General features: G+C 66.2%; 15 protein-coding genes. 6 read left to right on the top strand and 9 right to left on the bottom strand.

Going from position 1 to position 23,161, the window contains the following annotated elements:
* Window positions 1–62: 62 nt before the first annotated feature.
* Together AB0368_RS33155 and AB0368_RS33150 are read right to left on the bottom strand one after the other, a co-directional pair.
* A complete protein-coding gene (locus AB0368_RS33155) occupies window positions 63–434 on the bottom strand; it encodes a hypothetical protein (protein WP_366158014.1) in 372 nt (123 codons plus the stop codon).
* On the bottom strand, window positions 434–1,282 hold the full coding sequence (locus AB0368_RS33150) for a hypothetical protein (protein WP_366157960.1): 849 nt from the start codon (window positions 1,280–1,282) through the stop codon (window positions 434–436). The genes AB0368_RS33155 and AB0368_RS33150 overlap by 1 nt, the downstream gene beginning before the upstream one ends.
* A 972-nt stretch (window positions 1,283–2,254) precedes the next feature.
* Between AB0368_RS33150 and AB0368_RS33145 the strand changes: the two genes are divergently transcribed.
* On the top strand, window positions 2,255–6,268 hold the full coding sequence (locus AB0368_RS33145) for a hypothetical protein (protein WP_366157959.1): 4,014 nt from the start codon (window positions 2,255–2,257) through the stop codon (window positions 6,266–6,268).
* Window positions 6,269–6,361: 93 nt separating this feature from the next.
* On the opposite strand, the gene AB0368_RS33140 is transcribed toward AB0368_RS33145, so the two are convergent.
* Window positions 6,362–7,450: a hypothetical protein gene (locus AB0368_RS33140; RefSeq protein ID WP_366157958.1), complete on the bottom strand. Its 1,089-nt coding sequence runs from the start codon at window positions 7,448–7,450 to the stop codon at window positions 6,362–6,364.
* 328 nt (window positions 7,451–7,778) lie between these two features.
* Between AB0368_RS33140 and AB0368_RS33135 the strand changes: the two genes are divergently transcribed.
* Both AB0368_RS33135 and AB0368_RS33130 read left to right on the top strand, forming a co-directional pair.
* Window positions 7,779–8,702 (top strand): hypothetical protein, encoded by a 924-nt coding sequence (locus AB0368_RS33135; RefSeq protein ID WP_366157957.1) that lies wholly within the window; start codon window positions 7,779–7,781, stop codon window positions 8,700–8,702.
* Window positions 8,703–9,167: 465 nt separating this feature from the next.
* Window positions 9,168–9,875, top strand: a complete 708-nt coding sequence (locus AB0368_RS33130; protein WP_366157956.1) for a hypothetical protein — start codon at window positions 9,168–9,170, stop codon at window positions 9,873–9,875.
* A gap of 142 nt (window positions 9,876–10,017) precedes the next feature.
* Here the strand turns inward: AB0368_RS33130 and AB0368_RS33125 are convergent, their stop codons facing one another.
* Window positions 10,018–11,271, bottom strand: a complete 1,254-nt coding sequence (locus AB0368_RS33125; protein WP_366157955.1) for a cytochrome P450 — start codon at window positions 11,269–11,271, stop codon at window positions 10,018–10,020.
* 1,126 nt (window positions 11,272–12,397) lie between these two features.
* Between AB0368_RS33125 and AB0368_RS33120 the strand changes: the two genes are divergently transcribed.
* Complete coding sequence (locus AB0368_RS33120; RefSeq protein ID WP_366157954.1) at window positions 12,398–13,087, top strand: hypothetical protein; 690 nt, start codon at window positions 12,398–12,400, stop codon at window positions 13,085–13,087.
* Between the two features lie 55 nt (window positions 13,088–13,142).
* On the opposite strand, the gene AB0368_RS33115 is transcribed toward AB0368_RS33120, so the two are convergent.
* The 3 genes from AB0368_RS33115 to AB0368_RS33105 form a co-directional block, all read right to left on the bottom strand.
* Window positions 13,143–13,364, bottom strand: coding sequence for a helix-turn-helix transcriptional regulator (locus AB0368_RS33115; protein ID WP_366157953.1), 222 nt, complete (start codon window positions 13,362–13,364; stop codon window positions 13,143–13,145).
* A gap of 230 nt (window positions 13,365–13,594) precedes the next feature.
* Window positions 13,595–14,299 carry a 3-oxoacyl-ACP reductase FabG gene (fabG, locus tag AB0368_RS33110; protein WP_366157952.1) on the bottom strand — a complete coding sequence of 235 codons (705 nt, stop codon included), beginning with the start codon at window positions 14,297–14,299 and terminating at the stop codon, window positions 13,595–13,597.
* A 271-nt stretch (window positions 14,300–14,570) separates the two neighbouring features.
* Window positions 14,571–16,838, bottom strand: coding sequence for a LuxR C-terminal-related transcriptional regulator (locus AB0368_RS33105; RefSeq protein ID WP_366157951.1), 2,268 nt, complete (start codon window positions 16,836–16,838; stop codon window positions 14,571–14,573).
* Window positions 16,839–17,141: 303 nt separating this feature from the next.
* Between AB0368_RS33105 and AB0368_RS33100 the strand changes: the two genes are divergently transcribed.
* Entirely contained in the window at window positions 17,142–17,909 is a 768-nt protein-coding gene (locus AB0368_RS33100; protein ID WP_366157950.1) for a methyltransferase domain-containing protein, read from the top strand.
* Between the two features lie 265 nt (window positions 17,910–18,174).
* A complete protein-coding gene (locus tag AB0368_RS33095) occupies window positions 18,175–19,062 on the top strand; it encodes a helix-turn-helix transcriptional regulator (RefSeq protein WP_366157949.1) in 888 nt (295 codons plus the stop codon).
* Window positions 19,063–19,071: 9 nt separating this feature from the next.
* Here the strand turns inward: AB0368_RS33095 and AB0368_RS33090 are convergent, their stop codons facing one another.
* Both AB0368_RS33090 and AB0368_RS33085 read right to left on the bottom strand, forming a co-directional pair.
* Window positions 19,072–20,028 carry an MBL fold metallo-hydrolase gene (locus tag AB0368_RS33090; protein ID WP_366157948.1) on the bottom strand — a complete coding sequence of 319 codons (957 nt, stop codon included), beginning with the start codon at window positions 20,026–20,028 and terminating at the stop codon, window positions 19,072–19,074.
* A gap of 246 nt (window positions 20,029–20,274) precedes the next feature.
* Window positions 20,275–22,719: a phage/plasmid primase, P4 family gene (locus AB0368_RS33085; RefSeq protein ID WP_366157947.1), complete on the bottom strand. Its 2,445-nt coding sequence runs from the start codon at window positions 22,717–22,719 to the stop codon at window positions 20,275–20,277.
* Window positions 22,720–23,161 lie beyond the last annotated feature (442 nt).

The raw sequence follows: 23,161 nt of genomic DNA, 5'->3' as shown, positions 1-23,161 counted from the left end.
CCGGCGGGAAACGCGGGGATCGGTACCGGCTTGGGCCGCCCGGGTCGCGTTCCTGGCCGCGGTCACAGCACCAGCAGCCCGGCGATGATGGCGGTGGCAGAGCCGACGATGATCGCCACGAGGCCGTTGCGCCACATCATGCTCTTGCCGCGGTCGGACACGATGTGGGCACCGAAAATGGGGCCGACGCCGAAGGCGATAGCCCCGGCGACCAGGCCGCAGAACGCGGCCACGATGCCGAGCCACATGACGGCGTTCATGATCGTGTAAAAGATGCCGGACTTCGGGATCGCGGAGCCGTCGGGATGCACGCGCTTCCAATCGAAACCGCCGGGGCCGTTCGACGGCGCCGGAGTCGGCGCAGGCGCTGCCAGGACCTCCTGAACTGCGGCAGGCAGCCGCACGGCGAGCCACGCTGTCGCAGATGTCAGCATCACGAACGCTCCTTACCTGCACCGACGGGCAACTCGGCTCGGGGATCGGCGCATCGCTGGATGACCGCGTCCGCCAGCTGAACCAAGGCGTGGCGGGTCGGCTTGCGCAGGCGGCGCACGTCGATCGGTTCCGGGCGGGCCAGCTGCGGATCGAAGGGAATCGGCACTACCGCCGGGACGGATGTGGTGGCCTGCTGAATGACGGCGCGTACGCCGCGGTCGGTGGCCGGTGAGCTCGCCACGACCGCGAGCACGCCGCGGTCGGCGACCCGGCCGTACCCGGCGGCGCGCAGGTGGGCGACCAGCCGCATGGTGTGGTGCAGGCTGTCGGTGGTGGCCCGAGCGACCAGCACCGGTGCGTGCGCGGCCGCGAGGGTGCGCCACACCCCGGCGATCAGGGCGGGCATGACGTCGCAGACGGTCAGCGGATAGAGCCGGCGCAGGGCGTTGACGACCGCTGCCGCCTCGTCGTGGCGCGGCGGGCGACGGCCTCGCCCTTCGGTCTCGCCGACCAGCGCGAGCAATTCGGACGGGCTGTGCTGGGTCCACCGCTCGACCTCACGGCGGCTGGTCAGGGTGTGCAGGTCGCGGACGGCGTCCCACATCGTTCCCGCGCTCGAACGGCCGACCCGTTCGACGAGGCCACCCCATGGCACCGGGTGCATGTCCACGGCGATCACCGGACCCGGCACCGCGAGGGCGAGGAGGCCACCGAGCGAGGCGACCAGCGTGGAACGGCCGACACCGCCGTCAGCCGACGACACCGCGACCACCGCGGCCGGTCGCAGGGCAGCGGCGCCCAACCACACACGTTCCGCGACGTCCGCCGGGCCGAACTCATGCGGCACCGGACGCGCCCGCACGGGGATCGCCGCCGCATGCGAGTCGGATCCTTCGCCGCCGCGTTCCGGGGGCAGCGATCGGTCGGCGGCCTCAGCGGACGCATTCGTTGAGGTGTCCGGCGCAGCCGCGGCGGAAAAGGACAGCACCATACTTCTCCCGGACGTAGGAATGTGTCGGTATGCGCGGCCGACCACGGCGGCTGATGGGGGCAGCCGCACGTGGCCGGCTCGGCATCAGCCGGCGGGGCCCGGCCGTCAATCAACAGAGCCGGAAGGGCACGCAATATGGCGCCGTTTTTGGGCGGATGAGATCGCGATTCTCGGTACGTCCGGCGCCCCGCTCGGACACAAATCCGTCGGCCGTCATTCTCTCTCACATGCGAATCGCATGACGGAGACTGTCTGTCGATTACATATTCGACAATGCCGTCGCCGCGACCAGGCCGGTAGCTGACCGGCACTGTCTACCGCTGTCCCCTCGAGCCGGGATGCACCGTCGCCGCGAAGAGAGGTGCCGCCACTCGGAACTTCATGTAGTTGCCGGGACGTGGTCATACGGCGACGGGGTGCAAGGCCGCGCTGCGAAATGCAGCTGCTCGGAGCCGAAATGGTCTTTCGTCCCGACGCTATTGGCGCAACCGGGCGCAGATGCGGTCACGGTGTTACGGCGTCAAGCCGAAGTCCTTGGACGAGGAGAGATCGGCCTCCGAGACACCCCAGGAGGCCACGCCGTTGGCTCGCGTTGCGGCCCTTACGCCTTCGCGAATTTCATGTTGGAGGAACCGGTGATGACCCGGGAACCACCGTCATTGACTACGGAGCGTGTTTGTCTCATTGCTCAACGCATGCTTCTGCGGATGGGAGGGTGAGAGATCTCTCTCTGCAACCGAATTGCTCCTGTCTGTGCAAGGCCGGTCGATGAGACCGGCCTTGTTGTGTGCGTAGATCACGAGAGGTTGCAGTGATTTGGGAACTCCCATGCGCTTGACATCCGCTTTTACCGGCCGAAGTCGGCCGGTGCGCGCGGGCCTGGCTTGGGCTCTGCCGCTGACCGTACTTGCGGGCGGTCTGTCGTTCGTCAGTCCCGGCGCGGCCCAGGCCGACGTCTCCGCGACGGCGCCCGACCAGTGCCTGGTGGCGACGGAGACTGAGGCGGACGCCATCGCTATCGCGCTGCGGTGTCAAACCCGGGTGCAGATCGCCGACGCCACCAACGAGACGGACGAGGCCTTCGCGTTGCCCAATGGGACGGTGGAGTTCGAGCACCGGTACCGGCCGGTCCGGGTGGAACGAGACGGCGACTGGGTTCCCGTCGACACGACGCTGCAGATTCAGGCCGACGGGTCAGTCGCTCCCAAGGCCGCCGCGGCCGATGTGGCGTTCTCCGGTGGCGGTACGGACCCGATGGTGAGCGTCGAGAACAACGACGGCGAGGTCGCGTTGTCGTCGCCGTGGGGTGCGCTTCCCACGCCGACCCTTGCCGGGAACACGGCGACGTACCGTGAGGTTCGCCCGGGTATCGACCTGCGCCTCACGGCCGACGTCGACGGTTTCTCCCAGGTCTTCGTGGTCAAGACGCGCCAGGCGGCGAAAGACCCGGCGCTGAACAAGCTGAACTTCGAGATGGAGACCGACGGCCTAGTCGTCGCGGCCAACAAGACCGGCAACCTCAAAGTCGTGGATGAGGAGACCGGGCGTCTTGCGTTGACGGCGAGCACGCCGGTCATGTGGGACTCCGACACCGCCGCCGGAACCACTCCGGTGGCGGCAGCGTCCGCGGAGACCGCGTCGGATAGCGACAAGGCCCGTATGCCCGTCACCGTCGGGGACGACACGATGTCGATCACCCCCGACCAGAAGATGCTGGACGCCCCAGCCACGAAGTTCCCCGTGTATGTCGATCCCAGCTTCACGACGTACCGCACCGGGTTCGTGATGGTCACCGCCAGCAACCCCACCAGCACCTACTTCAACACCGCGGACGACGCACTGGTCGGCAGCAACAACGGCGTCAACAAGTGGCGGACCTTCTTCAACTTCTCCACCGCCACCGCGCCGTTCGTCGGCAAGCAGGTGACGTCGGCAGACCTTCGGCTTCAGGAGAAGTGGTCGGGCTCCTGCACGGCCACCCCGCTCGACGCCTACGCCACCTACGCCGGCGGCAGTACCACGACGTGGAACAACCAGCCGACCTGGAGCACCAAGCAGGACACCCAGACCGTGGCGAAGGGCTACTCGACGAGCGGCATGGGCGGCGCCTCGGCCTGCCCCGCCGGCGAGGTCCGCATGGACATCACGCCGATCACCCAGCAGGCCGCCAACAACGGTACGAACATCACCATCGGGCTGCGCTCGCCCGACGAAACCAAGCTCACCTACTGGAAACGGTTCGAGAACAACCCCAAGATCTCGGTCATCTACAACAATATTCCGCAACCAATCGCCCAGCAGACCGGCACCACCGGCAGCTGCGTGTCCGGCAGCACCCGCCCGTTCCTCGCCACCACCACCCCGACACTCCGCGCGAGCTACCAGGACGACGACGGCGACCCACTCACGACGACCTTCGAGTGGTGGGCCCTTTCCGGTTCGGCGGCGATCGGGTCCGCCTCCCAATCCTCTGTCCCGGCTGGGAGCACCGCGACGATTGCTGTCCCGGCGGGCCAACTCTCCAGTGGCGGCACCTATAAGTGGCATGTCAAGTCCTACGACGGCAAGTACACCACCGGGTGGTCGCCCTCGTCGTGGTGTGAGTTCACCGTTGACACGACTGCCCCGACCGCCGTCCCAACCGTCTCCTCGTCGACCTATCCTGCCGGCGTCACCGCTGGCGGCCCTGGCGTTCCGGGCAGTTTTACCTTCGGCGCCAACGGGATCAGCGATGTGGCATCGTTCCAGTACGGGCTGGACGCCAATCCTCCGACAACGGTGGTCAACGCCACTGGGGTAGGCGGCAGCGCCACCGCGTCAATCATCCCCTTCACCGCGGGAACGCACATACTGTACGTGCGTTCGCGTGACAGGGCGGGAAACCTGTCCCCTACCACCGCATACACGTTCTCCGTGCTCAATCAGGCACCGACGCTGACCACTCGTGGCGTGTACATCGATGGTGACGGCACACAGCCGAGCACGAGTTGTGTCAGTGGGGCGTCGCGGCCGGTGGTCAACACTCTCACCCCGCAGCTATGGGCGACGTTTTCACACTCCACGCTGAGCACGGTCAGTGCGGAGTTCGAGTACGCGCGCCTCGACGGCACCGTACTGGGCACTGAACAGATTGCGGGGGCACCCACGAGCCAGAGGGCCGGCGTGTGGATTCCCCAGGACAAACTGGTCTCGGGCGAGTCGTACAAGTGGCGGGTCCGGGCGAACGACCCCGGCTCGTACGCCACCGCGCCGTATTCCGGTTGGTGTGAGTTCGCCGTCCGGGCCGTCTTCACCACCCCGGATCTGGCGTCGAACGAGGGTGACGGATACGAACCGCTATTCGATCTTGACCCGCTCGCCGTGGACTCGGTGCCCGAGAGTGCTCCGGCCAACGATTTCATCCCGGGCGTCGATGACCAGCCAGATTACGTTTCTACGCCCGACACCGGCGAGACCGCCGATGAAGCAGATCCCGACGAAACCGGTATCCCGGTTGAGGCACAGCAGATTGAATCCGCATTGGACACGTCTGCCTTTTTACCAGAAGACCCGCAAGCATCGGCGATGTCGGATGCTCTCAGCGAGGTTTGCTCTAGCCCGGAGGGTGTAACGGTAGACGCGCCGGACGGCAGCTACGACTGCTTGGACATCCCGCCCTCGGTGGAGGAGGCTCCCGCCGTGGCGGTCGAGGACAGCGAGGTGGACGCCGAAGAGTTGGACTCCGTTGCGACCGCCTCGGCAGAGTCGTACAGCACCATGTCGTACCCGGAGCCAGGAACCACGGGCAATCTCCCTATTCCGTCCGGTTGCAGGCTGCAGCATTATCTCGAGTGGAGGGTCAGCAGGTACACTGCCTGCTTTAGGGAAAAGGCTTTCTACTTCCCCACGGACATTGTGAATGGCGTCACCGTGTCCGCTGGATTTGTTACGTTCGATGTCTATCGGTATGCGCGGCAGTCGCCGACGAAGAAGACCTGGGACTATCACGTCTATCTACACGTTTTGAGTGTGTATAGCGCAAAGGGTACGCGTGGCGTGGCGGGCGCGCGGGCTGAATCGGTGAGTGCGTCCTGCCCGCAGAGCTGTGCCGTCTATCGCCCAGAAGCAGGAGGTGCATTCGATAAGTTCGATCTTTGGGTGGAACTCACTGCACTCGTGGACATGCCGCCCCAATGGTCGTCCAACAAGCGTCGCGTCGCCCAGGTTGGTCTGACCTTCAAAGTTACTAGGCCTCTGTCGGCGGCTGTAAAGACCGTAACCGTGTTGTCGAATTATGTTCGATGCGACCAGGCATTGAAGGGGTCGTCCACGGTGGGGTGCGTGGTGCCGAATTTCATCCCGTCGCTGAAGTACCACAAAACCGGAAAGTACCCAGACCTGGCAAACCACATTTACGCCGCCCAGCAGTCCCAGCTTGCCGGTAGGCCAGGACCAGCTCTTGATGGTCAACCGGGTTCCGAGCGAAAGCTCACCCGCCTCTACGACGACTCCCTAATTGGCAAGAACCGACGTCGATCATGTCCGAGCGGACTCCGGGACAAGGAAGGTGCGCCGAAGAGTACATCCTGCGACGAATATCCCTTCGCGTCCACGTACCAAGGCGCCTACGTCGTCAACAGGCCGGTGAACAACCCGCGCACATTCAAATTCTGCCACTTCCGTGAAGTGGATAAGGATTTTGGACCTAACGGCTTCAGTCGATGCTTCATCAATGCCACCCAGAACTCGACGGGCGGAAGCGCGCTCGGACACTTCTACAGTGAGCGGAAAGACAAGGAGGGAAGGTATTTTGGCATGCGCCTTCTTGACGGCGACGGGTTCTATGTAAGGATTGATCCCTAAGCGGGATGCTGTGTGTAGGCTCCGCGACCGAGTGCCGGTTGCGGGGCCCACACATCTGTCATCGTCCGGCAAATAAACATATCGAGCCAGTCGTCAGCCACGCAGTTGTGGGAACGCGTCCCATAGCTGTGCGAGGAACTCCTCGTAGGCTTCATTGCCGTGGACGATCGTTGCGAACACCACCGCGTCGAGTGCCGCCTCCAGTGAGTCCTCCTGCGCAGTGGCAGCTAACGCTGGCATCGCGTTCCACTGTTGAACAGATTCCCGCCGGTCAGAGTCCTCAGAGCGCAGTACGGCGATGCTCGGTACCGTCGAAAGCGGCACGGCGTCTTCTATCGCAGTCATGGCGGCGTACTCGTCGTCGAACGGGGGAGGCGTCGGCTGCCCTTGCCTTAGCGCCGCGATCGCCGGTGCCAGGGCCGGCACATCATTCATTCCGGCAGCCGTGAGCGCGCGCAGCGCCGCCCACCGAGCCACGGCACGATGCAGCGGGTCGTCCACGTCGGCGAGGGCGTGCATGAGCTCCTCATCGAGCCGCCGAATAGCGGCCACGCTGGTTTTTACCGACCGCAGACGTTCATTGGGCGTCCGGTCACCGAAGCGTCTACGATCTTCGAGCTCCTGCTCGGCCGCTTGTTGACGTGCCTCGTCATCGTGCTCCACGGTCGATTGGCCGCCGTGTTCGCGATGCCAGTAGCCAGCGGCATCGCTGGTCTGCCGGACGATGCGATCGGCGAGCGGTGGCCCCGGCCAGATCTGCAGAAGGTAGGTGTCGACGACCTCATCGTCGAGACCTAAGGTCTCGACGTCCCAGCCGCGATCCATGCCCTTCGCGCAATAGCGAACACGGTACGGCCCTGGATCCAGATCCAACGGATAACGGATACCGCTCCACTCCTGCAGTACCACCTCATCCGAGGCTGCCCTGAACGACGACTCGACAATCTCTTCCCAAGAACCGTCGATCGCCGGCTCGGCCGAATGCCGCTCTACGACAAAACCCACGGGCCCACTACGCAAGCCGGTAACCAAGAACAACGCGCCGTCATCAGCAGCGCCGCACAGACCGTTGACCTGTCCGCGGAATGCCTCCTCCGCCTCCACGCCACCACCATCGTGCAGGACATAGAGCTGCCCGTAATTGACCTGGACCGCACGGTCCAGCAGTACCTCGGCTGGCATGACCACCTCCACAGTCGGGCCGCGCACATCCCTCCCATAGTCACCCTAGGCAGGCCAGTAGTGTGGGACAACGCGCGACATGGGTTATTCGGAGTCGAGCTAATGCGGACGTGGATGTCCGGTGTATGACGAGGTTGCCAACTCCTGGACACCTCACTGTTTCCGAAAACTACAGGAGCGTTACGGTCCGGGCCGGATCGCCGATCACCTACACGGCTGGACGCCACAAAAGCCAGGCGAAACCCCTTTAGTCAGGCGCGGTGCCGCCGATAAGGTGGGGTCTGATATCAAGTTGGGGGTCCCGGTGGCTGGTACGAGACGAACGCGTATGCGGCTGCGCTGGCTGGTGGGGCTCGCCGCTCTCGTGAGCGTGCTAGCCGTAGCTGGGTCGGTGTACGCGCAGGCCGGGCCAGGCGACGATGACGAGACCCTGTACGCGCAATGCCGGAAGGCATTGCAGGAGCAAGCGGAAAAGTACCGCAACGTTAAGAACGTCGTTACCGACCTGGGCTGCGAAGGGCCAGAGGGCACGTTGGTGGATCCGAAGCTGTGGCTGCCCGCTACGCCGATAGGGTCAGCGCCGACCCAGACGATCACGGCCGGTCACGAAGGTTGTGTCACCGGTCCCGGACGGCCGGTGGTCGACACGACGCTGATCAGCGTCTCGGCGACAGCCGGTGCCGGCGAAGCAATCCTCTACCAGTACCAACGGCTCGACGGCGGCGAGACCATCAACACGTCCGGTTCCCAGGTCCTTGAGTTCAGTCCGGGCGACCTGGCACCGGGCGGAAGCTACCGTTGGCGGGCCGGAGTCGACGTCCCGGAGGAAGAGGACCTCAACCCGGCGGCCTTCGGCAACCCGAACGACAAACAGGCTTGGTCGTCTTGGTGCGAGTTCGCCGTCTCTGCTGACGCCATCGACTACCGCGGGCTAGGCGACGTCAGCCTCGAAGCGTTGAACGAGCTGAATCTGCGCCCCGACCGAAACTACACAATCAACTTGACCAGTCAGCAGCAGCACCTGCTCCTTAAGGGCACGAACAGCGGTCGGAGCAGTTCCCGGATGACGCTTACCGGCCCCCGTTGGACAGACCTGCTCCTCCAGTTGAGCGACTCGGCCGTCCTTGCAGACGAGGCTGACGAGGAAAGCGATGAAGTCGACCCGTCAGCGCCGGACGGTACCGCCTACCGCACGCTGGTGGACGCCATCTCCGTCAAACTGGGCGGTCCCCACCACCCCAAGTTCAGTTAGAGGATCCTCGCGAGGTACGCAGCGTGTACGCGCCGCAGGCTTTGGCTCAATTCCGGCTGCAACGCGAACCGAACGGGTTCCGTGAACCCGGCCTGGGTCAGCTGGACGCTGCACACCAGGGGCTGCAAGCACCGTGGCTGGGCAGGTCGATCCAGGTCAGGACGAGTTCGAGCCAGGCGGCGTCGATCGCGAACTGGCGGGAACGAGAGCCCGGCCGACGCCGGTGGTTTTGCCGGTGCGGATGCGGTCCTCGACGCTGTGGTGGACTTCGAGGAACTCGATCGAGCCGGCGCGTGCGGTGTATCCGTGGCGAAGACCTGGTGACGCCCAGGACCCACGGAGAACCCGGCCTAGGGCCGGGCAATACCCGCTGGGCAAACAGGAGACCATCCCTGGAAGTCCGCCGAGCTGAACCCATCACCCAACCACCGCCCGTATTTGAAAGACGGAGGCTAGGGTTCGATCGTGGCGATCTTCCGTGGAGTTGAGGTGTGGCCGGATGGCGGCTTCGCCGACCGGCCGTGGCCGTCAGAGCCGGATGAGGACGCCTTTGTCCGGGCCGCGCGGGGCGTGTGCGAGGTCTACAGCCAGGCGCTGCCACCGCTGCAACTGGAGGGCAAGAATTCACTGCTGTGGCTGTTCTGTCATCGTGAGCACACGGCCCATGTCGGCGTCGCGCCGCCGCGCCCGGAGGATCCGGTGAGCGCCGCGGTCGCGATGTCGACGTACGACAGCGGGCACGTCCGGGTGCCGGCCAGATTCGCCGCGCTCCCGGCGGCGCGGCAGCGCATCTGGGCGCTCGATTCCGCCCACGAAGCGTGCTGTCAACTGGCACGAATACGCGGTTGGAACCCGGGCGCGCTCGATGCCGCCCGCCAGCACGCACTGGCGTGCCACCTGCGGTACGTCTGGGAAGGGCCATGGAAGGCTGCTCCGGATCGCCGTCACAAAGCTCGCGGCGTGGCGGGGAGGCGCCGGACGGCATGGGCTGGGCCCGGCTCGAAACCGCGGGCCGTGCCGGTGCCACTGTGGCGCCACGAGCGAGGCGTCGGGCTTGTGCGACGCCACGTACCTCAAGGTCTTTGTAAGACGGTGAAGTGGGAGTCGTCGGCCCAGGCCACCATGGACCCGTGCAGCACAAAGGCGGATACTGCTCGCGCTGGGCACGGGTGATTAGCGCAAACTATTGCCTCGCCCGTGGCAGGCCTGCTTTCCTCCACCGCAGCGTCCTGCGCATCCGTTGAGATCGGTTCCGCCCTGACGGCTGCATGATCAGACGTCATCGATCGGACATTCGCCGCGATGTGGCGGTGCCTCAGGAGCTGTAGCGGGCCACAGGGCATCGCGCCGGTCGCTGCTGCACCGGTAATGCGGTGTGCTGGCGCAGGGCGGCGCTGGGTGTGAACTGTCGCTGGTAGCCGGCGGCGAGTGTGAGGTCGGGCAGGCGGCGGGCGAGGGTCCGTAACGCGGTGGTCAGTTCGAGGCGGGCCAGGGCCGCGCCGATGCAGTAGTGCGGTCCTGCGCCGAAGGCCAGGTGCTGACCGGCGCGGACCCGCAGCGGGTCGAAGGCGTAGGGCTCGTCGTAGACGGCGGGGTCGTGGTTGGCGGCGCCGATGAGCACGAGGCAGCGGCTGCCCGCCGGGATGGTGACGCCGTCGAGGGTGACGTCGGTGGTGGTGTGGCGCAGCCAGCCGTCGATGGCGGGGCTGTGCCGCAGCGCTTCTTCGATGTGCAGGCTCAGGGAGTGCTCGTCGTCGGCCAGCCGGGCCCAGCGCTCGGGTTCGGTGAGGGCGTGGTCCAGGGCGTGGCCGAGGGCTCCGGCGGTGGTTTCCCAGCCGGCGCCGACGAGGTTGAGGGCCAGTGCGGCGATCTCGGCGACGGTGAGGTTGGCGTCGTGGTTGTGGCGGTAGCGCAGCAGGTCGCCGATCAGCCCGCTGCCGTAGTCACCGCTGTCGGCGCGGGCGGTGACCGCGTCGACGCAGTATCGCCATAGCGCGACACTCGAGTGGGCGTAGGCGATCTGCGCTTGCGGGGTGGGGTTGCCCCAGAGGAGCTGGGCAAAGTCGTCCGTCCAGGCGCGCACAACGGCGGCGTCAGTGAGGGGCAGGCCGAGGACGTCGAGGATGACGTACAGCGGTAGGTGCACGGCGAAGACCATCAGGTCCGCGGTGCTCTGCTGCTCCAGGTCGGTGACCAGGTGGTCGACGCGGACCTGGATGAGCGCCCCCCATTGCTGCTGCGCTCGCAGGGTCGTGGTGGGAAACAGCGCGCGCAAGATCGCGCGGGTGCGCAGGTGTTGCGGCGGGTCGGCGGTGACGGCCACGGCCGGGGCATCGAGTGCGGCGAGGATCGCGCCCGCCAGTGCGCTGACCTGCGTGATGGGGACCAGAGTCATCGCATTGCTGAATTGGATGGTGTCGGACAGAACATCGCGGACGTTGTCGTGCCCGGCGATCAGCCACATGCCGAGCTTCGGGTCGTAGCTGACGGGTGCCGAGGTGGCCAGCATGCGCCGCCAGGTCGCGGCGGGATCGCGGCTGTAGGGCTCGCTGAACGGATCGAGTCGCATGGGCGCTCCTTGAGCGATTGTGGAGTGGGCTTCGCCCCTCGAATCAGCGGGTGCAGATGCTCACGAGGCAGCCGGGGCGACGGCGGTGCGGGCGGTTATCGCAGCGGCGGGCACACCGTTGTGGAGCTCCGCGCCTGCCGTGGGCTGGGGGTAGAAGGTGACCAGCCGCGGCTGGTCCGCTCAACCGCGGGCGGCCAGGCTCAGCAGTATCGGGGGCCGCGTGTGGGGGTGTGCGGCGGACAATGGCGAGCAGGAACGTGCGTCCTGCGGGAAGCGCGATCCTGGGGGTGGTGGCGATAAGCCAGGTGCTAGTCAGGCGGCCGTCATGCAGCAGCTGAAGTTGCGCCGTACCCAGGTGGACGTGGATTTCTTGGCGGCTTGCTGCGCTCGTGACGCGGGTGGCGTTGAGCCAGCCGGACACGGGCCCACGCGCGGCGCCGGCCAGTGAACCTAAGCAAGGTGCCGAGTCCAGCCGCCAGCCCGGCCGCCGCAGCGATGCCGCTGCGACCGGCGGTAATGCGGTTAGCCGACATGCCGATGATTGCAGAGCCGACGGTGGGTGCTGCGATGTCAGGCCGGGACCGCGAGGCCGCGGCTGGAGCAGCTGTTGCATCGGCGATCGGCGCTGCGGCAGCAGGCACGCCGTGAGGTGACGCAGATGCATGAGGAAACAACCTCTCGCAGAGACAGCGCCGCGGGATAGCGACGCGGAGATGGAGCGCAGCGGTCAGGTAGCCGCGTCGGGCGCTGTCGCCTCGGCACGTCGGCACGCGAGGACGAGAAGGCGCCGGGCGAGTGTCTTGCGGCGGTGCCGGGGCAGTTCGGCCAGGCTCCAGACCGGGCTCGGCAGGCGAGCCGGGCGGGCTAGCGGTGCCTGAGACTCAGCGCGCGATCCAAGGTAGGAAGGGGCGCCGGATTGCTCAGCGTCTACAGTTTGGGAAACTTCGACCACGGATTCAACCCTCCGCGAGATCGCCTCGCCGAGGTAGCTGTCTGGGGCTGTCCGGGGCTGTCTGCTGCGCCGCCTTGACGCGCGACGCGCCGCCCGATATGCAGCTTGCAACCGAACGGGATGCCGCCGCGGGGCGTGCGAATCGGGCAGCCGACTGACAGGAGACGGGCGCGCATGGGTGTGACCACGCAGCAGCTGTTGCAGCCGCACATGGGAGTGCGCTTGCCAGCGGACGTACGCCGGTCGCTCATCGCGATGGGAACAGCGTGCAACCAGTCCGCTGTCTACCTGCAAGCCGTATCGGCCCAGGGGATGCAAATCGAAGCAATCCTGGAGGCCCAACGCGCCGCCGACTGCGCGGGCACGCCGGCACCGCAAGCGTTCACCGATCTACAGCGCCTCACCGATCAGCATTTCGAACAGGCCATCGTGGTGCTTGCCCGGGCCGCGACGGTCTACGCGGTCTATGCCACTCAGGTCGCCCAGGCTGTAGTGGCCGATGAGATGCCGCCGCCACCGGGCTCCAGTGTCATTCTTCCGTCCGATGTGATTGCCGCGTGGGGCCACTACCTGCCGGAGGTGCGTTTTAGCAGCGACGGTGACGACCGGGTGGCGTCGGAGCAGAACGAGACCGTGGCTCATGCCCGGCGCACACTCAGCGAATTGATCACCGATCGCATGCAGGGCGATCCAGCGTCGGCATACGACGACATCGCGACCGTGACCGTGAGCGATGTCGGTGGCGTCAATCGACTGGTCGAGTTCGCCGATGCCCTGCACGTCTATGCCGGTGTTCTGGTATGGGCGCTCGGCGTCTTCAGCGGAGTGCATCCTGAGCACGCTGGCACTGCTGGGGGCCGCTGAGGTTTGCACGGGCCGCCGCAGAACGTCGCAGGCTGCTGCACCGGCGCGCGTGCTGTTAAAAGACGAAGTCGGGATCGACCGGCAGGTGCAGGCCTTCCACCGGGATGTCCAGCGCCGCAGCCAGCAGATGCAGGTTGTACTGGTTGGGATGCTTCCGGTCGTTCTCCCACTTGCTGAGCATGATCAGCAGGGAGGCGATGGTGGCAGCGCCATGGTGCCCGGCCCCGACCTCACGCATCCGGTGCGCCAGTTGTAGCTGCGACCATTGCTTGGCCATCCGGGCACGGCGTAGGCATCGACCGAAGGTGAAGGCTGCCTCCGACCCGTCGTGCGCTTGCGCTTGGGCCGGCTCCATCGCTTCGCCCCCTTCCGTGCGGAATCTCGTCCTTCCGGCTCGCGGGCGCTCCGTTCGGTCGGCGCCCGTCACATATGTGGATTGGTCGCGGGTGTTCAGCACGCCCTTCTCCCCCATGGTGATGTGTGTTGGCTAGCGCCCTGCTGGGATTGCTAGTGACCCATGCCGGCGCCGCCGTCGACGGGCAGCACCGCCCCGGAGATGTAGCCGGCCTGGTCGCTGGCGAGGAAGGCGACCGCCGCCGCGACCTCCTCAGGCTGAGCTGCGCGGCCGAGCGGGATTTGCGATCGCATGTGCTCACGTTGCGCGTCGGTCAGGGACGCGGTCATGTCCGTCTCGGTGTAGCCGGGAGCGACAACGTTCGCGGTGATGTTGCGGCTGCCGAGCTCGCGCGTCAGTGAGCGCGCGAAGCCGACCAATCCTGCTTTGGAGGCCGCATAGTTCGCCTGTCCTTTTTCACCGCGCAGCGCCACCGCCGACGAGATGAAGATCAGCCGGCCCCACCTGGCCTTCAGCATCGGTAGGGTGGCCCGCTTGGCGATACGGAAGGCCCCCGTCAGGTTGGTGTCGACAACGGACGCGAAGTCCTCCTCGGCCATCCGCACCAGAAGCTGATCCCGAGTGAGGCCCGCATTCATCACGACCATCTCGGCCGGGCCCAGCTCCGTTTCGACCGCCGCGAATGCCGTTTCCACCGTCTCCGGGTCATTGACGTCGCAGCGGACCGACATCAGGCTCGACGACGGTGCCGCGTCGCGGTAAGTGATCGCCACGCGATGTCCCTGCTGTGCAAGCAGCAGTGCGGTGGCATGCCCGATGCCGCGGCTTCCTCCGATGACCAGCGCCGTTCGAGTCATGACTTCCTCTCCACAGGACGCGGTGGGTGAGAGCCGTTGGTTCGCGGCTCATGCCGTCCTGGGAGGACGGCTTCGCGTCGACGAAGTCAACATCGTGCACGCGCTGACGATCTTTGACTACACACTGCGATTGCGGCATTGTCACTGTCGAGTTAAGGCAGTGCTTTGCGGTGCATTGCGACGCTTTTCATGCAGCGGCGGCCAAGGCGCACGCCGCGCCATGAACCACGAGCTGTGGTCCAATCGCGTGGCTCACCGAGACCGCACGGGTCTACGTCTGGCGAGACGCCACCCAGGCCGCTAGCGCTTTGCGGCTGCGCAGGCCGAGCTTGGCGAGGATCCGCTTCACGTGGGCGTCCACGGTCGCCGAGGCGATGTGGAGTTCTTTACCGATCGCGGCGCTGGTGTGGCCTTGGGCAACCAGCTCGGCGATTTCCAGTTCGCGTCTAGTCAATCCGTCACGCATGACCGCCCGGGGGCCGCGCGGCATCGGGTCGCCGAGCGCCACTCGGATCGCATGGGCATGGGCACGTCTGCCATCAGCCGACGCCGCAGCGGTAGCGACCTCATCCAGGACGCTGGCGATCTGCTCGTGGGCGAGAGCGCGCCGGTCCGCGAAGGGTTTGAGGCCGGCCATCAGCACGCCGATCTTGTCCTGACGAGCCTGAGCGGCGCCGAGTAGCCACGCGGCACGCCGCGCGCGATCGCGCGGCTTCGCGGCCAGCTCGAGCCCGGCGGCGGCGACCCAGGCTGCCAGCTCGATAGACCAAGTCTGGCCCCAGTGATCATCCATGTCCCTCTGCAAGATCAGGCATCGATCAAGATACGTCGAGGCCTGACGGAGATCGCCGGCTTGCAAGGCTGATAGGGCGGAGGTCCACAGCGCCCAGGAGATCGCCCAGGGAGCCTGCGCCGCCTCGGCCTGCCGCAGATATTCGGCAGTGGCTTCGACGGCGGCTTCCGGCTCACCTGCGAAGGCGAAGCCCATAGCCCACGTCATGGTGGCCATGTGCCGGTCCCCCGCGTATTCCTCTTCGCTGAACAGCGCTCGTACCGCGGCGAGCATGCCGAAGCCCTCGCGCGCACCGAGGCCAAGGGCCTTGCGGCCGCCTTCGGCGAACAGCAGCGGGGGGATCGCGCCCACGCGCCACTGCTCGAGGATGTCGTTGGCGGCTGCTATCAGCTTGTCGGCGTCATCAGCGCGTCCCACCGTCACGGCGATCCAGCCGGCCATGGCGGCGACGGCGGCCACGTCAGCGGCCTCTGCCGGGTTCGAGATCGCGGCCGCGGAAGCGTCGATCACGCGCTGCAAGTGCTGGCTCACCAGTTCCAGGAAGCCGAAGAAGAACGGGGCTCGGCAGCGCACGAGAGCGCGGCAGATCGCCCTGGCTGCGGCGAGGTCACCTCCGGCGTGGGCGTGCTCGATGGCGGCCAGGATGTCGGGAAGCTGCCGGTGGACTGCCGCCATGACGTCGAGCTCGGCCGACCCGAGCCACGACGCAGCGGCGCGACCGACCAGATCGCGGTGGTAGTCGCAGTGAAGGTCGCGCAGCCGTTCGACGTCACCGGTATCCGCGAGTCTGCGCTCGCCGTACTCACGCACCGTGTTGAGCATCGCGTAGCGGGTGGTTGCGGTCGAGGTGTGCGCCGTGAGTACCGACTTCTGTACGAGCCCGGCTACGTTGTCCAGGACCTGCAGAGGATCCATGCCGGCTCCGGCGGCGATCGCCGTAATGGCTTCCAGATCGAAGGCGTCGGCGAAGACGGACGCCACGGCCCACAGGCGTTGCTCGTCATCGCTGCACTGCTCGTAGCTCCACGCCACGACGCCTTCGATGCCCTTGAGCACGTGGAACCGGTCGTCGAGGCGATCGAGCAGGTCGCTCACCGACAGCACGGACATGCGTGCCGCGGCCAGCCGGACAGCCAGGGGCAGACCGTCAAGGCGAGTGCACAGCTCTTCCACACCGGGGTCGGCGTCCAGTGCCTTGCGGTCCGCGCCGGCCGCGGCGGCGTGTTCGATGAACAGCTGACTCGCGGCGGGCAGATCGAGCGGCGGCACGACGAGCGTGTGTTCGCCTTCCAAGCCGAGCACCTGCCGTGATGTCGCCAGAATCCGCACGTGCGGTGCCGCCACCAGAAGCGCCCGCACGAACGCCCTGACCTCAGGAACCAACGACTCGCAGTTGTCCAGAGCGAGCAGGACACGTCGGCCGCGCAGATGGTCGAGGATGGTGTCCAGCCCGGCGACACCGTTGCGGTGAATGCCGAGCTCCAAAGCCAGATGAGCGTAGAAGCTTGCCGGGCTTCGGTCGGCTTGAGCAGCCACCGATTCGATATCTATCATCCAAGTGCCGTCGGCTGACTCCTGCTTGAGGACGCGCAGGGCAAGACGCGTCTTGCCCACACCCCCGGGGCCGGTCAGCGTCAGCAGACGGACATGACTCAGCAGACGACGAACCTTCTTGAGTAGAGCGTCACGGCCGACGAACGGCCCAATGTCCAGCGGCAGATTTCCCCTGATCTCCCCGGCGACCATCGACGGAGATTACCCCGAAGTAGGTAACCACCGCGTCGCCGATTACCCCGTCATGGCGATGCATCTCGGCCGCTGCATCGGCAAGGATCGTTGTTTGCCCTTAGTTGCCCCGTTGCGGCCAACACTAAAAACCACCTGGTGTGATCGAGGTCGCATTCACAATCCGGCTGTAAAACGAATTGGACAGAAATGCATTTTCCTAGCGAGGCCGCCACGGTCCATGTAACTCACGAGTCACAGGTACGGCGTTTCTACGACGAGGGCCCGGACGGAGAAGCGGCAGCCCTCGCCTACATCGCGATGATGGGTGACACCTGGTTCCATGGGGACTGGGCCGTCCAGAAGGCCGGCGGATCGGCGCAGGAAGCCGCCACGGCGATGCTGCGCCGGCTCACCGACCACGCTGGACTGCGCCCTGGCAGCCGCGTGCTGGAGTTCGGAGCCGGTGCAGGCGGCGGCGCCGTGCAGATGGCCGCCATGACCGGAGCGACCGTCGTCGGGCTATCGAACACGGACTCACTCACCGTGCGCGCCCGCCGGCTGGCAGCCGAGCGCGGGGTGAGCGACCTAACCGCCTTTGTGACGGTCGGAGATGAGGACTACAAGAAGCTGGCCGCGTGGCCTTCCAAGTCCTTCGACGCGGTGCTGTTCATGGAGTCCGTCTGTCACCTGTCCAACAAGAAGGCCTTCTTCAAGGCCGCCCACCGGATCGTCAAGCCAGGCGGCCGCCTCGTCGGTCTCGACTGGATCCAGCGACCCTACGGCCAGTACCAGACAAGCGACGACATCGCCTCGCTCATCGATCCCGTCTGCGAACACTTCCGCCTGGCGCGGCCCATGGGCACCCTCGACTCGTATACGGCGATGATGCGCAGCGCAGGCTTCGACGTCACGCACGCCGAAGACGAGTTCGCCGGTGAACTCTGCATGGGCAGCACCGAGGCACCCGACGTCTGGATGACGTACGAAGGCAGATCCGGCGAGCTCATCAGGATCGGCAAGCAAGCGCTGGACGCCGCTCGCGCCGCCGGCGTCTTCACCGTGGGGTGGTGGTCCGCCCTACGTACCTGACCCTCTACGACGGCGAAGCTCCGCCGTGGACTCCGTTGCGCTAGGAGAACCGGCCGCTTCAATTGGTCATCAGGTTGCCGGAGCGGATCCATGGCCGCGGCCAGCGACGTATGAACTTCCAGTAGGGGCGAGTCAATAGCTGAGCGAGAGCGCAGACAGCGAAGGTTGAAGTAAATCCTTGGAGGCTTTGCACCTTGCAACCGGAATACGTGGTTGACCGTCACACGGATTCGAACCGTCGACACGTCACCGACGAAAACCGCCCATGACAGCCCCAGAAACTACCGGAACCTCAGGTCCGCACCCGTCGGCACCTCGCATTGCGTACAGGGGCAGCGCAGCGACGCCACGTCGGCCCACATCCGAACCGAATGAGCTGGCCCGCCACGTCAAGGCTTGGCGGCTCCGGCTCAAGCCCGAAGACGCCTTCCCAGGTCTGGACTACCACCGGACGAGGCGCCGACGGCAAGCCAGCAAGGAACTGGTGGCCACGTTGACCGGCTGCAGCGTGGGCTGGTACAGCGCCCTGGAGCGGGGTGAGCCGCAGAACTACAGCGACGACTTCCTGAACCGCGTCGCGTACACGCTAAGACTCAGCCCCGCCGAGAAGAGCCTGTTGTTCTTCCTCGCCACCGGGCATGCGCTAACTGCCGCCGCGGACGAGTCGACGATGCGCTGCACCCCGACGATCCGGCGCATCCTCGAGGCACAGCCCTGGCCCGCCTACGTCAGCGACGAGGCATGGGACCTAGTCGCGTACAACGGCGAAATGCGCAAGTGGTTCCCCTGGGTGGCCGGCCACGAGAACAACATCATGCGGTGGGTCTTCACGTTCCCGGAGGCCCGCACCCAACTGCACCGCTGGGACACCGACTGGGCGCCGCAGATGTTCGCCCAGATGCAATTCGCGCAGGCCCGAGCCCCGGACAACAAGCGCCTCGCCGCCGTCATAGACGAGATCCTCGCGCTGAACCCCGACGCCCGACGGTACAAAGAGCAGCCGCTGACCTACCCGCATCCCGACGGCGACCGCCGCTCGTTGCATTTGCCGCTGCACCGCAAGGTGCAGCCCATCGAGCTGGTCGCGTTCGCACCGATGCGCGCACCCGGTAGCCGCATCATGATGCTGATCCCGATCGATTCCCAAGACTGATCACGGCAGCTACCGCGACACCTTCCGCGGCTCCGCGTCCGCCGCGTGCGCCAGAACCTCCGTGAGATCATGCGCGCCGTCGCCGAGGGCCCGATAGGCCGCCGCCATGGTGATCACCAAACGCTCCGGGTTACCCCACCCGCCGTACGCCAGGGGAATCGCTGCCGGAGACCCGGCCTCCCAGTACGACAGCCCCGCCGCGTATGCCTGCTCTGCGCGCTGCGCCACCCACTCCAAATAGGCCCGGAAGGTCTTCACGCCGGCCGGGTCGGTGACCGGGCCGTGCCCCGGCACGATGCAGTCTGCTCCGGTGGCCAGGATCCGGTCGCAAGCGGCGATCCAGTTATCGACCGGCCCGGTCCACATGATGGGGTGCCCACCGACAAACAGGATGTCCCCGGCGTACAGCACCCCGACATCGGGTACGTGCACGATCACGTCACCGTCGGTGTGCGCCGGGCCGACCTCGATCAGCTCGACGGTACGATCCGCCACCGGGACCTCCAGCCGGCCGGTGAAGGTCCGCGTCGGCGCAGTGACGCGCACGCCGGTGAAGTCGAAGATGCCGAAGTGCCGGCGCATATAGTCGCCCAGCGGCGTGTCCGGCGAACTCGGCCCGCTCAGCGCCGCCAGTTGCTCGGGCTGCACCTCGTCAGCTAGGCCATGCGCCAATGCGGCCGAGCCGATGACCTCCGCGTCACTGAGCAGTTGATTGCCCCAGCAGTGATCGCCGTTCGCGTGCGTGGTCACCACCGTCTCGATCACCACGCCCGGACACTGCGCCCCGATCGCGTCCAGCAGCTCCCGGGTCAGCGCCACGGTGAACTGCGTGTCGACCAGCAGCGCCCGGTCACCGGAGACCACCAGCCCACAGTTGCTCCAGCCCCACGTCCCCGGCGGACTCAGATAGGCGAACGTCTCCCGGTCGAGTGCGTGCAGTCCTCGCGTATAGAGCGAACCCCCCATGCCGCCATCTTTGTGCAAGATCCACGACACGCACAACACCGCCTATCGACGTTTATCACTCAGAAAGGTGTCGGGTAGGTGACAGTAGCCCACGGGTGACAGGTGACAGATCAACCCCACAATCCAGTTCACCAGCAACGCGCGCGCACCATGTACGCGCGCGCCCGCGCGCGTATAGCGCTCAACCGGGAAAACGCGGAACATCTGTCACCCGTCACCCCGACCCGGCGGGCGAGCGTCGGGCGATCATGACTCAACCGGCAGAGCAGCCTGCCCGTCCTCGCCGTTCACCAGCGCAACGCCGGTGTAGAAGCGCCGGCCCTTGCTTCCCCGTGCGTCCGCCACCGCGAAGCGGCCCTGCAGCTCCTGCGTGAGCCGCTTGGCCGACACCGGCCGCTCGCCTAGCTGCTCACACCACTGCTCGTACGCGTCCCGCAGCACACTCACCGCCGTGCGCAAGTGCCCCGCAGCCACCTGCACACGGCACTGCTCCTCAACGAAACGCCCGACCGTGTCCTGATCCCGCGCATACGCCGCGGTCGCCGAGGACACCGACGCCGGCTCACGAAGCCCGCCCTCGTGGTACGCGGCGGCACCCGCGATGATCCACGCCAGCACCACGGGCGCGTTCTCCGCCAGGCGCTCGCCCAGCTTCTTGTCCTGCCGCTCGGGCGCCACCACACGGTTGAACGGCAGCACCCGAATCCGACGCCAGAACGCCGGCCCGCCCGCCCGGGCGACCGGAAGGTGATTGCCGAGCAGCCACAGTGTGTGACTCGGCTCGAACGTGAACCAGTCCCGGCGCATGAACCGCGCCGACAACGAGTCCCGGCCGGTCAGCTGCTTCACCCGGGCCTCCGCGAACCGCTGCCCCTCATCCAGCTCAGCGCACACCACCAGCCGAGCACCGGACAGCTGCGCCAGCTCCGCAGGATGCTCGGCATGCTTGCGCACCATCAACATCTCCGACGACCCCGCCCGGGCATAGCCGTCATCACCACGGCCCAGCGCATGCATCGCCGCCTCCAACAGCGTCGACTTGCCATTCGCTCCAGGACCCACCGCGAACGGAAGCAGCTGCTCGAGGACACTGCCGATGGCCGAAACGCCGATCAACCGCTGCACATATCCGGCCAGCTCGTCATCGTCGCCGAAGGTGTCATGCAAGAAGGCGTCGAAAACCTCCGACCGCCGCTCGAAGTCCGGCGCCACCGCGGTCGATCGCGTATGCAGAAGCGTGGGATCCGCGGAACTTACCTCACCGGTCCGAAGGTCCACGACACCTGCTGGTGTGTTCAGCTCATAAGGACGGGCGTCCAACGCAGCCAAAGACACGGTCACCGCGGGGTCCGAACGCGCCAGGCGCACCACGCCAGATACCCCGCCAGCAGACAACGCCTGAGATCGGAAACGACGCCATCCACCGGCGGTGGGCAACTGCCGAGCCAGCCCCCTCACGTACTCCCGGTGACGCTCCGCGTCGTCCCAGACCCACCGATGCCCCGACCACAACAGCCAAGCTCCTCGCTGAGGGCAATACCTCAGCTCGTGACCGTGGTGCGCGACCAGGGCGCGAGCCAGTCCGTCTTCCGTCGGTCCCCATGCCGCCGGCGGCGACACCGCTTCGCGTACGACACCGGCGCGAACTGGCGCCGCGTCCCGAGACCCCCAGGCCCCCGAGCCGGTAGCCGAGCCACCTGACCCCGATTGCGCATCCAAACGTCGGCCGTATCCGTCATGGCGCAACGCCCGGGCGGCAGCGCGATGGTCACCGCCATGGTGCAGCACCGTAAAGACATGAAACTTCGTCAGCGGCGTCTCCGTCTCGAACTCCGTACTGCTGCTGAATACGAAGAGGCGGTCACGGTCGTCAGCGCGGCCCGTTGTCGCAGAAATTCCAGCGCTCTTCCCGGGCCGTCGCCAATACCGCGTACGTCCCATGCTGTGTACGAGCGTCCACCCCGCAGGCACCAATAGGTCGCTCCAATCCATTCGTCGCTCGAAGTCATCCCCTGGTGTGACGTCCTGTCCAGTTAGCGGCGCAGACGAACGATGCTGCACGGCGGGTGGCGGGGGTGGCATTTCATCAAGCGCTCGAACCGCGTCCAACAACGCCGCACGTTCGATCACGCTGATGGCCGGAATCCGCGCTGGCGTCGATCCGTTCAGGGCCACCCACGGGCGGCGTGTTTCGTGCACCGTGCCGTAGGACGGAGCGACGATGGTGTAGCCGCCTTCGCCTCGGGTTTCGGCAAGCGTCTTGACTTTGTCAGTCGCATTGATCGAGAGCTCGTCCTCGGTCGCGGGTCGCCGCGCAAGTTTGAGGTTTCTATCGACTGCGGCATCGGCGATCCTATAGAGGATATGGACCCCTCCGGACGGTGTCCTCTCCCAGTAGCCATCGGACGTTATACGTCTCCATAGATCGGCTAGGCCAGCTTCGACTAGAAGCTCAATCAGCGCCTGCCCTAACCCCTCGTCGACTGCGCGGCCTTCCAGCTCGAGCATCTCAAGCCTCGAGGAGGCGCTGCCACACACAATCGCCATTCCCGGGGGATTGCCCGTAAACCATTCCTCGACTTGTCCTCGATCTGGCGGCGCGTGCATATAACTGCGCCACGGGACGAGAGGAGCCTTGCTCCCGTCTGCGCGGATCGGGATAACTGCGCAGCCTGCGTCGAGCCAGACCATTGCTGCCGAGAGGGTGTCTGGTGTGCTATTCACTTAGTCCCCATTGAGTTACTTGCGCGCATCGACGACATAGAGCTGTCGAGCCGCTGGCGGTGTAGGCGCCGCTGGGATACAGTTCTTCGGGAGGTCAGAGCGCAATTTGATTGCAGCCAGGGAGGGGCGACCCCCACAGAAATTCTTGTGGGAGTCAAACCCTTCCCGAAGCCACTCAGACGCGCATTAGGCGGCTCTAGCGGCGCTGTCGCGCGCGTTCCCGGCGCACGCGTTGCACCGCTCGCTCATGCCCTCGTTCTCTCTCTCGAACCTCTGCCGGCTTGACTGTGTGGCTGTCGAGGAGCTTCTGAACTTGCGCGGGAGTGAACTTGCGCTTCCTTGCGAGGTGCACGTGCTCAACTCGGCCATCACGGCACTGATCGGCGAGCCATCGTGCTGAGACCTTCAG

The sequence above is a fragment of the Actinoplanes sp. NPDC051475 genome, assembly GCF_040689425.1.
Lineage (GTDB): Bacteria > Actinomycetota > Actinomycetes > Mycobacteriales > Micromonosporaceae > Actinoplanes.
The sequence above is the reverse complement of the archived record's forward strand: the minus strand, read 5'-3'. Positions and strand labels throughout refer to the sequence as shown.